The following is a 15,471-nucleotide window of genomic DNA, read 5'->3' as shown; positions in this document are numbered from 1 at the left end:
CCCGCGATGACTGCCAAGGACTTCGACCGGCGGCGCTTCCTGTCCGCCGCCGCGCTCGGCGGCGCGACGATCGTGGGCGCCACCGCCCTGGGCGGGGTGGACCCCGACGCCGCCTTCGCCGCCCCCTCGCCGCCGCTCGACCCGGCCGTGCCCGCCTCCTCGTTCGTCGAGGGCCGGGTCTCGGCCATCGACGACGGCACCCTGCTGCGGGTCGCCGGCTCCCACGGCGAGCGCACCTCCGTCCGCCTCACCAACGCCACCAGCGTCTGGAAACTGCACCCCGTGCGGCCGGACGCGGTGGAGGTCGGCGACGGGCTCTACGCGCGCGGCGTGGAGATGCCCGACGGCTCGATCGCCGCGGACGCGGTGTGGGTGAACATCGTCAACATCGACGTGGTCATCCGCGGGATCGGCCGCGACCGCCTGGTGCTCGGCCACCACAGCGGCGAGCTGATCGGCCGGCTCTCCCGCGAGCACACCACCGCCTCCTACGCGGGCGGGGCGCTGACCCAGGACCTCTCCCGCGTCCGCATCGGCCAGCACGCCCTGGTGCTGGGCGCCTGGCGGCCCGGCGACGGGGCGATCGACCTGGCCCGGATCACGGTGGGCCACTGATGGCGATGGTGTCCGCGGACGCCCTCGGGCTGGCCGCCGTCCTGCTCGGCGCGCTGCTCGGCGCCACGGGCGGCGCCAAGCTCCTCTCCCCCGCCCCCCGGCTGCGGGGGCAGGCGCTGGACACCGCGCTGGAGCGGGCACTGGGGCGGCTGGACCGCGCCGTGCTCGCCCTGCGGCTGGTCGGCGGCGTGGAGCTGCTCGCCGGGCTGGCGCTGCTCGCCGCGCCGGGGGCCGCCTCCGGCGCGGCGGCGCTCGCGCTGGGGCTGGGCTTCAGCGGCTATCTGGCCTGGGCGAGGGCCACCGCGCCGCAGTCCTCGTGCGGCTGCACGGCGGGTGACGACGCGCCCATCGGGGTACGGGCGTTCTCCCGGGCCGGGCTGGTCGCGGTCGGGGGCGCCGCCGTGCTGGCCGCCGCCACGCCGTGGTGGTCGTACGCGGGCGCGCATCCGGGGTGGGCCCTCAGCCTGCTGGCGCCGGGCGCGGCGCTCGTCGTCGCCGTCCATCGCGACCTGCGGGTGCCCGCGCGCCGGCTGCGGCTGCGGCTGCTCGGCCATCCGCTCGGCGGCGACCCGGCGGCGGTGCCCGTCGAGGGCTCCGTGGAGCTGCTGGAGCGCTCCCTCGCCTGGGACACGCTGAACACCGTCGTGCGCTCCGGGCTGCTGGACCACTGGGAGGACGCGGACGGCTGGCGCTTCCTGCGCTACTCCGGCCTGCACGAGTCCCCGGCCGGGGTGCGGGCGGTGTCCGTGGTCTTCGCGCTCTCCGCCCGTGCGCGGCTGGGCGGCGGGGACCCCGTGGTGCGGGTGGCGATGGTCGACGCGGAGTCGGGGGAGGTGCTGCCGGTCCCGGAGGCGGTGGGGGCGGGCTGAGCCCCGGGGGCGATCGGGTACGGGCGCTACTCGGCGCCCGTACCCGGTCGGATTCGGTCAGACGGCTCCGTTCAGACGGCTCCGCTCACACGGCTCCGCTCACACGGCTACGGCGTCCCCGCGCACCAGGCCGCTGCCCGCCGGGGCCTCCGCCGCGTCGCCGCCCTCGGCGGTGATCGTGTTCGCCTCGTCCACGAAGACCACGCTCGGTACGAGGCCGCGGGCCTGCGCGTCCTCGATCTGGGCGTAGCTGATGATGATCACCAGGTCGCCGGGGGCCACCAGGCGGGCCGCGGCGCCGTTGATGCCGATCACGCCGCTGTCGCGGGGGCCGGGGATGACGTAGGTGGTCAGGCGGTTGCCGTTGTTGATGTCCACCACGTCCACCTGCTCGCCGGGAAGCAGGTCCGCGGCCTCCATCAGGTCCTCGCTGATCGTGATCGAGCCGACGTAGTGCAGGTCCGCCTGGGTCACGGTGGCGCGGTGGATCTTGGACTTGAGCATGGTTCGCAGCATGGGGGTCTCTCCAAGGGGCTCCGGCTCCCTGCCCGGGGGCGGGTCAAGGGCTTTCGACCGTCCAGGGTACGCGCGGGGGATCGGCCGGCGCACCGAGAGACCCGTCACCCCGGCCGTGCCCGACCGGCACCACCGGCCCCGGTTTCGCCACTTCAGCGCGTCCGTGCGGGTGCGATCGGGCGGGCGGGGCGCGGGGGGCGTGTCGATCGTCACCGCGGTTCGGTCCGCGTGAGACCTAGTTGGTCATGAAGTATGACAAGTACGGAAAAAGGCTTCCCGCGCGCCGGGGCATCCTGGCCGGAGCCTTCTGCCTCACCCTCGCCGGGGCGTACCGCCTGGCCACGGAGCCCGACGGCGCTCCCCGCGCTCCCGCGCCCAGCGACCCCAAGCCGGTCGCCGCGCGCGCCGCGCAGGCTCCCGCGGTCAAGCAGCTCTATCCGGGCGGCGCCGCCGGCCGTGTTCCCAACGCCGCGCCGCGGGCCGTTCCCGTGCGGGCCGGTGCGCACCTGACGCTGCGCTCGCCCGGTGCGGCCGGGCAGCGGCTGATGGCGCTGACCTTCGACGACGGGCCGCATCCCAGTCAGACGCCGGCGATCCTGCGCATTCTGCGGCGCTACGACACCCGGGCCACGTTCTTTGTGATCGGGCAGAACATTCCGGCCAATCGGGATGTGCTGAAGGCCGTGGTCGATGATGGGCATGTGGTGGGCAACCACTCGTACACCCATCCGCAGCTGGACCTCATGGGCACCGCCCGGGTGCGGCGGGAGCTGACCCGGACCTGCGAGGTGGTCGAGCGGGAGGTGGGGGCGGGGCCGCGGCTGGCTCGGGCGCCTTATGGGATGTGGGACGCGCGGGGGTTGGGGATCTGCGCCGAGTTGGGGATGGAGCCGTTCCAGTGGAACATCGACACCAACGACTGGGCTGAGCCGGGGACGCACTCCATTACCGCCGCCGTGCTGGGTGGGGCTCGGCCCGGGGCCATCGTGCTGGCGCATGATGGGGGTGGGGATCGGTGGCAGACGGTGGCCGCGTTGGAGTACTACCTGCCGCGGTTGATTGATTCCGGGTACACGATGGTGCAGCCCGTTTGAGGTGGGGGGTCTCTTCGTGTGGGGCGGGGCCTCTCCGCGACAACTCCGAAAAGCCATAGGGATGTACTTGCCATCGGTCGATTTGCTGCTCTGTCGGGGGCCTGCGTTGCGGTACGTCTTTTCGGAGTCGTCGCTCCGGGCCCCTCCCTTGGGTAGGCCGGGTGCGGGTGCGCTCGGGGGCTTCTTCTGTGATGGGTTTCGTCAGAGGGGGCGGGCGGGCCAGGTTAGGAGGCGGGCGCCCAGGGATGCCGTTTCCAGGGTGAAGCGGTGGAGGGGGTCGGTCGGGCTGTAGCCCGTCAGGGCTTTGATGCGGTCCAGGCGGTAGCTCAGGGTACGGACCGACAGGCCCAGGCGGCGGGCCGCCTCCGCGTTGACGTAGCCCGCGTCCGCGTAGACGCGGAGGGTTTCCACCAGGGGTTCCGCGCCGCCCCGTGCGGTGGTCAGGGGACCCAGGACGGTGCGTACCAGGTCCGCCATCGCCTCGCGGTCGCGCATCAGGACCGGGAAGACCAGGAGTTCGGCCGCGCGCAGGACGGGGCCCTCCAGGGCCAGGCGGGCGGCTGTGGTGAGTGCCGCCAGGGCCTCCTCGTAGCTGCGGACGACCCCGGTGGGGCCCGCGTGGCCCCGGCCCAGGGCGACGCGGTGCGCCGGGTGGTAGCCGGCGCCGGGGTTGAGCGCCACGGTGGCGAAGGCCGTGAGGACCGCTTCCTCGCTGCCGGCCGCCACGCAGATCAGGCGGCCCTCCTTGGTCGTCAGCAGGATCTCGCGGTCGCCGAAGCGGCCCAGCAGTTCGCGCTCGATGCGGCGCAGCAGGGGGTGTACGTCGTCGAAGCCCTCCCCTTCGGCAACAGCCACCGCGTGGGCCCTGCCCAGGCGCAGGCCGAAGCGGGTGGCGCGTTCGGCCAGGCGGCCGGGGTCGCTGCGGCCGTAGAGCAGGTCGTCGATGAACTCCCGGCGCTCCGCCTCCTGTTGGCGCACCGCCAGGCGCTGGGCCCGTTCGTGGCCCTCGCCCAGCGCCGCCACCGCCGCCTCCACGGCCGCCAGCACCGCGTCGCCGGTACGGACGCGGTCGGCGGTGGCCGACCGCGCCACGCCGGGCAGTTCCGGCCAGCAGCGGCGCGTCTCGGCCAGGAAGACGCCGATCAGTTCGCGCAGGCCGCAGCCCTCCTCCGCCGCCTGTTCGCCGGTCTCGCGCAGGGCGTCCAGTTCGGGGCGGCGGGGCAGCCGGCCGGTCTCGGAGACCTCGGCCAGCAGCTTGCCGTAGTCGCCCAGGTATCCGGTCCACTGCCCCGCCATGCCCGTCCCCCTTGGCCGGAACCAGGTCATGGGCGGGCCTGCTGCCTGCCGGTTCCTGGACGTCGTGGCGCCAGCCTACGGGGGGCGCCCCGGGAGGGGAACGGGCGTACGGATCTTCGCCCGGCTCAGCCCCTCAGGTCCGCTGCCTGGTCGATCGCCGTCGCCAGTTCGCGGACCTGGGGGTCCTCCAGGCGTGCGGCCAGCTTCTCGGCCCGTGCCGCCAGTTCCGGGAGCGGGAGTGCGCCGGGCAGCTGGGTGGCGGAGGACAGGTCCGAGGCGCCGCGCAGGGCGTGGGCGAAGTGGGCTGCGATGGCGGTGAGTTCCAGGCGCGGGTTGCCGCCGCCCCAGAGCGGGCCGCGCAGGGAGGCCGCCTCGATGTCGCTGGAGTTCTCGTGGGGGGCGCGGGTGCGGGGGTCCAGCCAGCGGACGGTCGCGGTCGCCACGTGGCCCTGCGCTCCGGGGCTCAGGTTGACGGCGTAGAGCGCGGTGACCGTGTGGCCGGGGCCGACCTCGCCGCCGTCCACGCGGTCGTTGCGGAAGTCCTCGTCGGCGACCGCGCGGTTCTCGTAGCCGATCAGCCGGTAGTCCCGCACCGTGGCCGGGTCGAAGCGGACCTGGGCCTTGGCGTCGCGGGCGCGCAGGGTGATGTTGCGCGGGAGCTGCTCGACGAAGACGCGGCGGGCCTGGTCGAGGTCGGAGACGTAGGAGGTGTGGCCGTCGCCCCGGTTGGTCAGGCGCTCCATCAGCTCGTCCCCGTAGTCGCTGCCGACGCCCACGCCGAAGAGGGTGATGCCGTGGTCGCGGCGGGCGGACCCGATGCGCTCCAGGATGGCGTCGGCGTCGGTCTCGCCGGTGTTGGCCAGGGCGTCGGAGAGCAGCACGACGCGGTTGGTGGCGCCGGTGCGGCGGGACTCGACGGCCTCGGCGTAGCCGGTCTCGACGCCGGCCGCGAGGTTCGTGCTGTCGGTGGGCTCCAGTTGCTCGATGGCGGCTCTGATCTCTTCTCTGCCGCCGGCGGTCAGGCGCGTCATCGGCAGTACCGTGCGGGCCTCGTCGCTGAAGGTGACGATGGCCATCGAGTCGTCGGCCCGCAGGTGGCGGGTGGTGAGCCGCAGGGCTTCCCGTACGAGGTCCAGGCGGCCCGGCTCCGCCATGGAGCCGGAGATGTCCACCACGAAGGTGAGCGCGGCCGGTGCGCGGCGGTCGGCGCCGTAGGCGTTGGTGGCGCCCCGGGTGGCGAGGCCCACGCGCATCAGCGTCCACTCGCTCTCGCCGAAGGGGGTGGCCCCGTCGGTGGTCACCGTGAAGCCGTCGCCCTCGGGGCGGGGGTAGTCCTGCCGGAAGCTGTTGACGAACTCCTCGGGGCGGACCGTCCCCGGCTCCGGCAGCCGGCCGTCGGCCAGGGTGCGGCGGGCGTACTGGTAGGAGGCGGTGTCCACGTCCAGGGCGAAGGTGGAGACCAGGTCGGCGGGGACGGACAGGCGTTCGTCCCGGGTGTAGTCGGTGCCTGAGTCGGGGTCGGTGGGGACGTCCTGGTGCGCCTTCTCGGCGCCTGGCGGCAACTGGCCGCTTCCGTCCTTCTGTTGGAGGCTGGGCTTGGCTTTTCCGCTCTTGTCGTCGGCGCCTCCCGCGCCGGCTCCGCAGCCGCTCAGCAGTAGTGCTCCGGCCACCATCGCTCCGGCGATCCTCCGGTACGTCCGCACGTCGCTCTCCCCCTTCGTCCTTCACTTCCGGTCTCGCGCTTGCGGTGGTGTGACGGGCGAGTGGGGCGCGGGGATCCGCCTGGGGGGTTGCGGATCGATCTCGGTGCGGCAACGGGGTGTTACGGGGATGCGCGAGACCCCGCCCGCGCGGCGGCGCGGACGGGGTCGTTCAGGGGGTGTTCTACCTGCCGGCTCTCAACTTGAGGTCGGGAAGCCCAGGTTGACGCCCGCGTCTGCGGGGTCGGGCCAGCGGGTGGTGACCACCTTGCCGCGAGTATAGAAGCGCACGCCCTCGGCGCCGTAGATGTGGTGGTCGCCGAAGAGGGAGTCCTTCCAGCCGCCGAAGGAGTGGAAGCCCACCGGCACCGGGATCGGCACGTTGACGCCGACCATGCCGACCTCGACCTCCAGCTCGAAGCGGCGGGCCGCGCCGCCGTCGCGGGTGAAGATCGCGGTGCCGTTGCCCCAGGCCGAGCTGTTGATCAGCTCGACGCCCTCCTCGTAGGAATCGGCGCGCACCACGCACAGGACCGGGCCGAAGATCTCGTCGCGGTAGGCGTCCATCGCGGGCGTCACGCGGTCGAGCAGGGTCAGGCCGAGCCAGTGGCCGTCCTCCATGCCCTTCACCGTGAAGCCGGTGCCGTCCAGGACCACCTCGGCGCCCTGCTCGCGGGCGCCGCCCACGTAGCCGGCGACCTTGTCGCGGTGCTCGCGGGTGATCAGCGGGCCCATCTCGGAGGCCGGGTCGTCGCCGGGGCCGATCGTGATCTTCTCGGCGCGCTCGCGGATCTTCGCCACCAGCTCGTCCGCGATGCCCCCGACGGCGACCAGCGCGGAGATCGCCATGCAGCGCTCGCCGGCCGAGCCGAAGGCGGCGGAGACGGCCGCGTCGGCGGCGGCGTCCAGGTCGGCGTCCGGCAGGACCAGCATGTGGTTCTTGGCGCCGCCCAGCGCCTGCACCCGCTTGCCGTGCTCGATGCCGCGGCTGTGCACGTAGCGCGCGATGGGCGTGGAGCCGACGAAGGAGACGGCCTTGACGTCCGGGTGGTCGAGCAGCCGGTCGACGGCCGTCTTGTCGCCGTTGACGACGTTGAACACGCCGTCGGGCAGCCCCGCCTCGGCGAGCAGCTCCGCCAGGCGCATCGCCGTGGAGGGGTCCTTCTCGCTGGGCTTGAGCACGAAGGTGTTGCCGCAGGCGATGGCGAGGGGGAACATCCACATCGGCACCATCGCCGGGAAGTTGAACGGCGTGATGCCGGCCACCACACCCACCGGGCGGCGGATCGAGGCCACGTCGATCCGGGTGGAGACCTCGGTGGACAGCTCGCCCTTGAGGAGCTGCGGGATACCGCAGGCGACCTCGACGATCTCCAGTCCGCGGGCGACCTCGCCCAGCGCGTCGCTGTGCACCTTGCCGTGCTCGGCCGTGATCAGCGCGGCGATCTCGTCGCGGTGGGCGACGAGCAGCTCGCGGTAGCGGAAGAGGACGGAGGTGCGCTTGACCAGGGAGGACCTGCCCCAGCTCGCGTACGCCGCCTGGGCCGCGGCGACGGCGGCGTCCACCTCGCCGACCGAGGCGAGGTCCACCTGGGCCGCCTGCGCCCCGGTGGCGGGGTTGAAGACGGGGCCCCGGCGTCCGGAGGTCCCCTCCACGGCCTTGCCGCCGATCCAATGACCGATGCTCTTCATCTACGATCGAACCTCTCACTGCGGAATCCGTCGTCGCACACCATATCCGCCTACGAATTCCTCTGTATAGGGGCCCATGGGCAACGGATACGTGTGCGGTGGGTCGGCATGGCTACGCGACACCACGAGCGGGGGCGCCGCACACCGGCACCGTCCCGGTCTAGTCCCCGGCCCGGGGCGTGTCAACGACGCCCGCCGCCGGGACGCGCTCCCCCGCGCCGGTGCGCACCGCGCTGCCCCTCCTCCCCCGTGCGCCCCACCCGTAACAGTTGTCACCGTTACGCGGGTTCGGTGTCACAGACGCTCGACAGGCCCTGCCTCCGGCCGGGGACCGTCGTTGGCCGGGACAGGCTGCCGGTCATTCGGGCGGGCCGTTCAGGCAGGCCGCCCTGGCAGGTCATTCAGGCAGCTCATTCAGGCAGGAGGTACTCGTGGCTGACCGAAGGCTGTGGTCGTACCGGGATATCGCGGCGTACATCGGCGTGCAGACGGAGACCGTGCGCACCTACCGCAAGCACGGGCTGATGCCGCCGCCGGACACCGTGGAGCACGGCAAGCCGCTCTGGTACGCCGAGACGGTCCGCAGGTGGGTGGCCCAGCGCCCCAGCAACCGGGGGCGCTGGGGCTGAACTGGGACCCGACCGTCGCTGACATCCCGACACCGCCCCGGACCCCCGTCCGGGGCGGTCGGCTTTTCGGCGCCCGCTCCGGGCCGGTGGCGCGACACGGCTCCAGTGGGGCTCCAGAGGCTTTGCGGAATACCCCCTGGGGGTATAGTGTTCTCCACGGCGGAAGCGATCCGCCCCTCTCATCGAAGGAGCCGACCATGAGCGTCACCACCGTCTACCAGGTCAAGGGCATGAGCTGCGGTCACTGCGAGGGCAGCATCACCGCCGAGGTCACCGAGCTCCCGGGCGTCAGCGACGTCAAGGCCGTGGCCGCCACCGGCGAGCTCACCGTGACCTCCGAGGCCCCGCTCGACGAGGCGGCCGTCCGCGCCGCCGTCGACGAGGCCGGTTACGAGCTCGTGGGCCTCGCCTGACCTCCGCTCGCCGCAAGGCCGTTGTTCCGTACCGAAGCCCCATGAAGGAGGCACCGTGTCCAGCCCGTCCACCGCCGCGGCGGCCCAGCAGGTCGAACTCGAGATCGGCGGGATGACCTGCGCCTCCTGCGCCTCGCGGATCGAGAAGAAACTCAACCGCATGGCGGGGGTGAGCGCGACGGTCAACTACGCGACCGAGAAGGCGAAGGTGGCCTTCGAGGAGGGCGTGGCGGTCGGCGAGCTCATCGCCACCGTCGAGAAGACCGGTTACACGGCGGCCCTGCCCGCGCCGCCGGAGGAGGAGAAGGAGAAGGCGTCGGAGGGCGGGGAGGACGGCAAGGACTCCCCGCTCGCCGCCCTGCGCTTCCGGCTGCTGGTCACCGCCGCGCTCGCCGCACCCGTGATCGTGCTCGCCATGGTGCTGGCCTGGCAGTTCGAGTACTGGCAGTGGTTCTCGCTGATGCTCGCCGCGCCGACCGTGGTCTGGGGCGGCTGGCAGTTCCACAAGGCCGCCTGGACCAACGCCCGCCACGGCGCCGCCACCATGGACACCCTGGTGTCCATAGGGACACTGGCCGCCCTGGGCTGGTCGCTGTGGGCGCTCTTCCTCGGCGAGGCGGGCGTTCCCGGGATGCGGCACGGCTTCGACCTCACCGTCTCGCGCGGCGAGGGCAGTTCGCAGATCTATCTGGAGGCGGCGGCCGGCGTCACGGCGTTCCTCCTGCTCGGGCGGTATCTGGAGCAGCGTTCCAAGCGCAAGGCCGGTGCCGCGCTGCGGGCGCTGCTGGAGCTGGGGGCGAAGGACGTCACCGTGCTGCGGGAGGGGCGCGAGGTCCGTATCCCCGTCGGTCAACTCCAGGTCGGGGCGCGCTTCGTGGTGCGGCCCGGGGAGAAGGTCGCGACCGACGGGGTGGTGGTCGAGGGGACCTCCGCCGTGGACGCCTCGATGCTCACCGGCGAGTCCGTGCCGGTCGACGTGGCGCCCGGCGACAGCGTCACCGGCGCGACCGTCAACGCCTCCGGGCGGCTGGTGGTCGAGGCCGTGCGCGTCGGCGGGGACACCCAACTCGCGCGGATGGCACGGCTGGTGGAGGACGCGCAGAACGGCAAGGCCGAGGTCCAGCGCCTCGCCGACCGGATCTCCGGGGTCTTCGTGCCCATCGTCATCGCCCTGGCCCTGGGCACCCTCGGCTTCTGGCTGGGCAGCGGCGCGGGGGCGGCCGCCGCCTTCACCGCGGCGGTGGCCGTGCTCATCATCGCCTGCCCCTGCGCGCTGGGGCTGGCCACGCCGACCGCGCTGCTGGTGGGTACGGGGCGCGGGGCCCAGCTCGGCATCCTGATCCGCGGGCCGGAGGTGCTGGAGTCCACCCGCCGGGCGGACACCGTCGTCCTGGACAAGACCGGCACGGTGACCACGGGGCGCATGACGCTCCAGGACGTGGTCGCCGCCCCCGGAGTGGACCCGGAGCAGCTGCTGCGGCTGGCCGGCGCGCTGGAGCACGCCTCGGAGCACCCGGTCGCGCGGGCCGTCGCGGACGGCGCGATCGAGCGGGTGGGCGAGCTGCCCGTACCGGAGGGCTTCGAGAACGTGGCGGGGCTGGGGGTGCAGGGCGTCGTGGACGGGCACGCGGTGGTCGTCGGGCGGGAGAAGCTGCTCGACGCGTGGGCGGTCCCACTGCCGGCGGGGCTGGCGCGGGCGAAGAGCGAGGCCGAGGCGCAGGGTCGTACGGCCGTCGCGGTGGCCTGGGACGGTGAGGCGCGCGGGGTGCTGGCGGTGGCCGACGCCGTCAAGGACACCAGCCGCGAGGCCGTCGAGCGGCTGCGGGCGCTGGGGCTGACGCCGGTGCTGCTCACCGGGGACAACGAGACGGCGGCGCGGGCGGTCGCCGACGCGGTGGGCATCGAGGAGGTGCACGCCGAGGTGCTGCCGCAGGACAAGGTGGCGGTGGTGCGGGAGCTTCAGGCGCGGGGGCGGGTCGTCGCCATGGTCGGCGACGGGGTCAACGACGCGGCGGCGCTGGCGACGGCGGATCTCGGGATGGCGATGGGTACGGGCACGGACGCGGCGATCGAGGCGGCGGACATCACGCTCGTACGGGGTGACCTGCTGGCGGCGCCGGAGGCGATCCGGCTGGCGCGGCGGACGCTGGGGACGATCAAGGGGAATCTGTTCTGGGCGTTCGGGTACAACGTCGCGGCGTTGCCGCTGGCCGCGGCGGGGTTGCTCTCGCCGATGCTGGCCGGGGCGGCGATGGCGTTCTCCTCGGTGTTCGTGGTGCTCAACAGCCTTCGGCTGCGGGGGTTCCACTGAGGGTGCGGGCTGCTCGCCGGTGTTTGACGGGGGTCGGGGTTCACACCCCGGCCCCCGTCGTCGTGCGTCACGCCGCGCTGCGGGGGCTACGCCCCCGGCCCCCCGAATCGCTGCTTCGCAGCTCTGGCCTCAAACGCCGGCCGGGCTGGTCCGATAGCGGGCTGCGCCTGCGGGCTGGAGGTTGGATCTCACTCCCGGATCCGACCGTCACCGTCCGAGTGCGGGGCGTGATCCAGATCACATGAATTGGGGGGTAACCCTTTCGCGGGGTCGTGGGTCTAAGGGGGTGAGTGTCGGCCCCCGGCGGAGTCGGCACGGTGTCCGGGTGTCTGGGCACGGGGAGCTTTGAGCGGCCCTCCCGTGGTCCGGAAACCCGTCCGTGGGAAAGACACCCGGCCTGGACCCCGTGGGGGGAGTCCAGGTCGGGACGTCAAAGCGCCCCGGCCGGCCCGTGGGGGGATCGGCCGGGGCGCTTCGGCACTCTCTTCAGTGGCCGCGGCCTCAGTGGCCGCGCCGCGCGGTCAGCGCTGCTCGACGGGGACGAAGTCCCGCAGTACCTCGCCGGTGTAGATCTGGCGGGGGCGGCCGATCCGGGAGCCGGGCTCCTTGATCATCTCGTGCCACTGGGCGATCCAGCCGGGCAGCCGGCCGAGCGCGAAGAGCACCGTGAACATCTCGGTCGGGAAGCCCATCGCCCGGTAGATCAGACCCGTGTAGAAGTCGACGTTCGGGTAGAGGTTGCGCTGGACGAAGTAGTCGTCCGAGAGCGCGTGCTCCTCCAGCTTGAGCGCGATGTCGAGCAGCTCGTCGTCCTTGCCGAGCGCCGAGAGCACATCGTGCGCCGCCGCCTTGATGATCTTCGCGCGCGGGTCGAAGCTCTTGTAGACCCGGTGGCCGAAGCCCATCAGCCGGACGCCGTCCTCCTTGTTCTTCACCTTGTTGATGAAGGAGGTGACGTCGCCGCCGTTGGCCTGGATGCCCTCCAGCATCTCCAGCACCGACTGGTTGGCGCCGCCGTGCAGGGGGCCCCACAGGGCGCTGATGCCGGCGGAGATCGAGGCGAAGAGGTTCGCCTGCGAGGAGCCGACCAGGCGCACGGTGGACGTGGAGCAGTTCTGCTCGTGGTCCGCGTGCAGGATCAGCAGCTTGTCCAGCGCCGAGACGACGACCGGGTCCAGCTCGTACTCCGCGGCGGGCACGGAGAAGGTCATGCGCAGGAAGTTCTCGACGTAGCCGAGGTCGTTGCGCGGGTAGACCACGGGGTGGCCGATCGACTTCTTGTAGGCGTACGCCGCGATCGTCGGCAGCTTGGCGAGCAGCCGGATCGTGGAGAGGTGGCGCTGGCCCTCGTCGAAGGGGTTGTGGCTGTCCTGGTAGAACGTCGACAGCGCGCTGACCACGGAGGACAGCATCGCCATCGGGTGCGCGTCCCGCGGGAAGCCGTCGTAGAAGCGCTTGACGTCCTCGTGGAGCAGCGTGTGGTGGGTGATCTCGCCCTGGAAGACGGCCAGCTCGTCCACGGTGGGCAGCTCGCCGTTGATCAGCAGGTACGCGACCTCGAGGAAGGAGCTGCGCTCGGCGAGCTGCTCGATGGGATACCCGCGGTAGCGCAGGATCCCCTGCTCGCCGTCCAGGTAGGTGATGGCGGACTTGTAGGCCGCCGTGTTGCCGTAGCCGGAGTCCAGGGTCACCAGACCGGTCTGGGCACGGAGCTTGCCGATGTCGAAGCCCTTGTCACCGACGGTGCTGTCGACGATCGGGTAGCTGTACTCGCCGTCCCCGTACCGAAGTACTACAGAGTTCTCGCTCACGTCTTTCCTCACCCGACGTATCGTGCCTCTTCTTTGAGGTGCAGTAGAGGTCCATCCTGTGCCCTGACTACCTTCCAGCTTCCCCCATCAGGGCAGGATGTGTGCACTCGGGGTCGCCGGGGACTCAACATAAGGCACTGCGTGCCATCGGTCGGCCATCCTGCCGTGGATCTCCTCCCGGGGGTGCCCGAACACACAAGCTCAGCCGATCCGGAGCCGGTGGGCCAGCGCCGTACCCCTGCGACCTGCGGAAACGGTGCGTACTGCCTGGCCGAGGGCCCGGCGCGAGCCGACCAGCACGACCAGCTTCTTCGCCCTGGTCACAGCGGTGTAGAGCAGGTTTCGCTGGAGCATCATCCAGGCCCCGGTGGTGACGGGGATCACCACCGCCGGGTACTCGCTGCCCTGGGAGCGGTGGATGGTGACGGCGTAGGCGTGGGCCAGCTCGTCCAGCTCGTCGAAGTCGTAGCCGATCTCCTCGTCCTCGTCGGTGTGGACGGTCAGCTTCTGCTCGACGAGATCGAGGGCGGTCACTACGCCGACCGTGCCGTTGAAGACCCCGTTGGCGCCCTTGTCGTAGTTGTTGCGGATCTGGGTGACCTTGTCGCCGACGCGGAAGGTCCGGCCGCCGAAGCGCTTCTCCGCCAGTCCCTCGCGGCCCGGGGTGACGGCCTGCTGGAGGAGTCCGTTGAGCGTGCCCGCGCCCGCCGGGCCGCGGTGCATGGGGGCCAGGACCTGCACGTCGCGGCGCGGGTCGAGGCCGAAGCGGCGCGGGATGCGGTACGCGGCCACGTCGACGGTGAGCCGGCCGGCCGCCTCGGTGTCCTCCTCGGGGAAGAGGAAGAAGTCGGGCAGCCCCTCGGTGAGCGGGGACTGCCCGGCGTTGATGCGGTGCGCGTTGGTGACGACGCCGGACTGCTGGGCCTGGCGGAAGATGCGGGTGAGGCGCACGGAGGGGACGGGGCCCGGCTCGGCCAGCAGGTCGCGCAGCACCTCGCCGGCGCCGACCGAGGGCAGCTGGTCCACGTCGCCGACCAGGAGCAGGTGGGCGCCGGGCGGGACGGCCTTGACCAGCTTGTTCGCCAGGAGGAGGTCCAGCATCGAGGCCTCGTCCACCACCAGCAGGTCGACGGGGAGGGGCCGCTCCTGGTCGTACGCGGCGTCGCCGCCGGGGCGCAGCTCCAGCAGCCGGTGCACGGTGGACGCCTCGGCGCCGGTCAGCTCGGCCAGGCGTTTGGCGGCGCGGCCGGTGGGGGCGGCGAGCAGCACCTCGGCGCCCTTGGCGCGGGCCAGCTCCACGATCGAGCGCACGGTGAAGGACTTCCCGCAGCCGGGGCCGCCGGTGAGCACCGCGACCTTCTCGGTCAGCGCCAGGCGCACCGCCTGGCTCTGCTCGGGCGCGAGGTCGGCGCCGGTCCTCGTACGCAGCCAGGCCAGCGCCTTGTCCCAGTCGACGTCGTGGAAGGCGGGGAGGCGGTCCTCGCCGGTGCGCAGCAGGGCCAGCAGGCGCGAGGCCAGGGAGCGCTCGGCGCGGTGGAAGGGCACCAGGTAGACGGCCGTGATCTCCTCGCCCTCCGCGCCGGGCACCCTCTCCCGTACGACCCCCTCCTCGGCGGCCAGCTCGGCGAGGCAGTCGATGACCAGGCCCGTGTCGACCTGGAGGAGCTTGACCGCGTCGGCGATGAGGCGCTCCTCGGGGAGGTAGCAGTGCCCCTGGTCACCGGCCTGCGAAAGGGCGTACTGCAGACCGGCCTTGACGCGCTGGGGGCTGTCGTGCGGAATGCCGACGGCCTGGGCGATGCGGTCGGCGGTGAGGAAGCCGATGCCCCAGACGTCGGCGGCCAGGCGGTAGGGCTCGTTGCGCGTGACGGAGATGGAGGCGTCGCCGTACTTCTTGTAGATGCGCACCGCGATGGAGGTGGAGACACCGACGCCCTGGAGGAAGACCATGACCTCCTTGATGGCCTTCTGCTCCTCCCAGGCGGCGCCGATCAGCTTGGTGCGCTTGGGGCCCAGGCCCGGGACCTCGACCAGGCGGGCCGGGTCGGTCTCGATGACGTCGAGGGTCTCGACGCCGAAGTGCTCGGTGATGCGGTCGGCGATGCGCGGGCCGATGCCCTTGATCAGGCCGGAGCCGAGATAGCGGCGGATGCCCTGGATGGTGGCGGGCAGGACGGTCGTGTAGTTCTCCACCGTGAACTGCTTGCCGTACTGCGGGTGGGAGCCCCAGCGGCCCTCCATGCGCAGCGACTCGCCGGGCTGGGCGCCGAGCAGCGAGCCGACGACGGTGAGCAGGTCGCCGGCGCCGCGGCCGGTGTCGACGCGGGCGACGGTGTAGCCGCTCTCCTCGTTGGCGTACGTGATGCGCTCCAGGACGCCCTCCAGCACCGCGAGGCGGATCGGCTGGGCGGACGCGGGCTGCTGCGGCATGGCTCGACGGTAGCGGAGGGGGCTGACAGTGCGGCCCGGAAGGGCGGGGGCTGGATTTTTACGGGGCGGTACGGGAGCGGTACGGGGGCAGTACG

Annotated in this window: 12 protein-coding genes; 6 read left to right on the top strand and 6 right to left on the bottom strand. The window is 72.6% G+C overall.

Translation table 11 applies throughout. The features are described 5' to 3' along the window. The first annotated feature begins 6 nt into the window (after positions 1–6). Positions 7–615, top strand: coding sequence for a cell wall protein (locus ACFQLX_RS18425; RefSeq protein ID WP_386416564.1), 609 nt, complete (start codon positions 7–9; stop codon positions 613–615). Then, on the top strand, positions 615–1,484 hold the full coding sequence (locus ACFQLX_RS18420) for a MauE/DoxX family redox-associated membrane protein (RefSeq protein ID WP_386416562.1): 870 nt from the start codon (positions 615–617) through the stop codon (positions 1,482–1,484). The genes ACFQLX_RS18425 and ACFQLX_RS18420 overlap by 1 nt, the downstream gene beginning before the upstream one ends. Positions 1,485–1,583: 99 nt before the next feature. Here ACFQLX_RS18420 and panD read toward each other — a convergent pair whose 3' ends face one another. Further along, positions 1,584–2,000 carry an aspartate 1-decarboxylase gene (gene panD / locus ACFQLX_RS18415; RefSeq protein ID WP_386416559.1) on the bottom strand — a complete coding sequence of 139 codons (417 nt, stop codon included), beginning with the start codon at positions 1,998–2,000 and terminating at the stop codon, positions 1,584–1,586. Between the two features lie 245 nt (positions 2,001–2,245). Here panD and ACFQLX_RS18410 point away from each other — a divergent pair, with 245 nt between their 5' ends. Beyond that, positions 2,246–3,094, top strand: coding sequence for a polysaccharide deacetylase family protein (locus ACFQLX_RS18410; RefSeq protein WP_386416557.1), 849 nt, complete (start codon positions 2,246–2,248; stop codon positions 3,092–3,094). 201 nt (positions 3,095–3,295) lie between these two features. On the opposite strand, the gene ACFQLX_RS18405 is transcribed toward ACFQLX_RS18410, so the two are convergent. The 3 genes from ACFQLX_RS18405 to ACFQLX_RS18395 form a co-directional block, all read right to left on the bottom strand. After that, the gene (locus ACFQLX_RS18405; protein WP_386416554.1) at positions 3,296–4,390 is read right to left on the bottom strand and encodes a PucR family transcriptional regulator; all 1,095 of its coding nucleotides are present in this window, start codon (positions 4,388–4,390) and stop codon (positions 3,296–3,298) included. 125 nt (positions 4,391–4,515) lie between these two features. Beyond that, positions 4,516–6,063 carry a vWA domain-containing protein gene (locus tag ACFQLX_RS18400; RefSeq protein WP_386416627.1) on the bottom strand — a complete coding sequence of 516 codons (1,548 nt, stop codon included), beginning with the start codon at positions 6,061–6,063 and terminating at the stop codon, positions 4,516–4,518. A 225-nt stretch (positions 6,064–6,288) separates the two neighbouring features. Then, positions 6,289–7,782, bottom strand: a complete 1,494-nt coding sequence (locus ACFQLX_RS18395; RefSeq protein ID WP_386416551.1) for a CoA-acylating methylmalonate-semialdehyde dehydrogenase — start codon at positions 7,780–7,782, stop codon at positions 6,289–6,291. A 431-nt stretch (positions 7,783–8,213) separates the two neighbouring features. On the opposite strand from ACFQLX_RS18395, the gene ACFQLX_RS18390 reads away from it, so the two are divergent. From ACFQLX_RS18390 to ACFQLX_RS18380, 3 genes are all read left to right on the top strand, one after another. Next, the gene (locus ACFQLX_RS18390) at positions 8,214–8,411 is read left to right on the top strand and encodes a helix-turn-helix transcriptional regulator (RefSeq protein ID WP_386416550.1); all 198 of its coding nucleotides are present in this window, start codon (positions 8,214–8,216) and stop codon (positions 8,409–8,411) included. A 197-nt stretch (positions 8,412–8,608) separates the two neighbouring features. Beyond that, positions 8,609–8,824, top strand: a complete 216-nt coding sequence (locus ACFQLX_RS18385) for a heavy-metal-associated domain-containing protein (RefSeq protein WP_386416547.1) — start codon at positions 8,609–8,611, stop codon at positions 8,822–8,824. A 112-nt stretch (positions 8,825–8,936) separates the two neighbouring features. Further along, positions 8,937–11,135, top strand: a complete 2,199-nt coding sequence (locus tag ACFQLX_RS18380; RefSeq protein ID WP_386416624.1) for a heavy metal translocating P-type ATPase — start codon at positions 8,937–8,939, stop codon at positions 11,133–11,135. A gap of 521 nt (positions 11,136–11,656) precedes the next feature. Here ACFQLX_RS18380 and ACFQLX_RS18375 read toward each other — a convergent pair. Together ACFQLX_RS18375 and recD2 are read right to left on the bottom strand one after the other, a co-directional pair. After that, the gene (locus ACFQLX_RS18375; RefSeq protein WP_386416545.1) at positions 11,657–12,946 is read right to left on the bottom strand and encodes a citrate synthase; all 1,290 of its coding nucleotides are present in this window, start codon (positions 12,944–12,946) and stop codon (positions 11,657–11,659) included. Between the two features lie 201 nt (positions 12,947–13,147). Next, positions 13,148–15,376, bottom strand: coding sequence for an SF1B family DNA helicase RecD2 (recD2, locus tag ACFQLX_RS18370; RefSeq protein WP_386416542.1), 2,229 nt, complete (start codon positions 15,374–15,376; stop codon positions 13,148–13,150). Positions 15,377–15,471 lie beyond the last annotated feature (95 nt).

Origin of the sequence: Streptomyces polyrhachis (assembly GCF_042663125.1) — a bacterium.
GTDB lineage: Bacteria > Actinomycetota > Actinomycetes > Streptomycetales > Streptomycetaceae > Streptomyces > Streptomyces polyrhachii.
The sequence above is the reverse complement of the archived record's forward strand: the minus strand, read 5'-3'. Positions and strand labels throughout refer to the sequence as shown.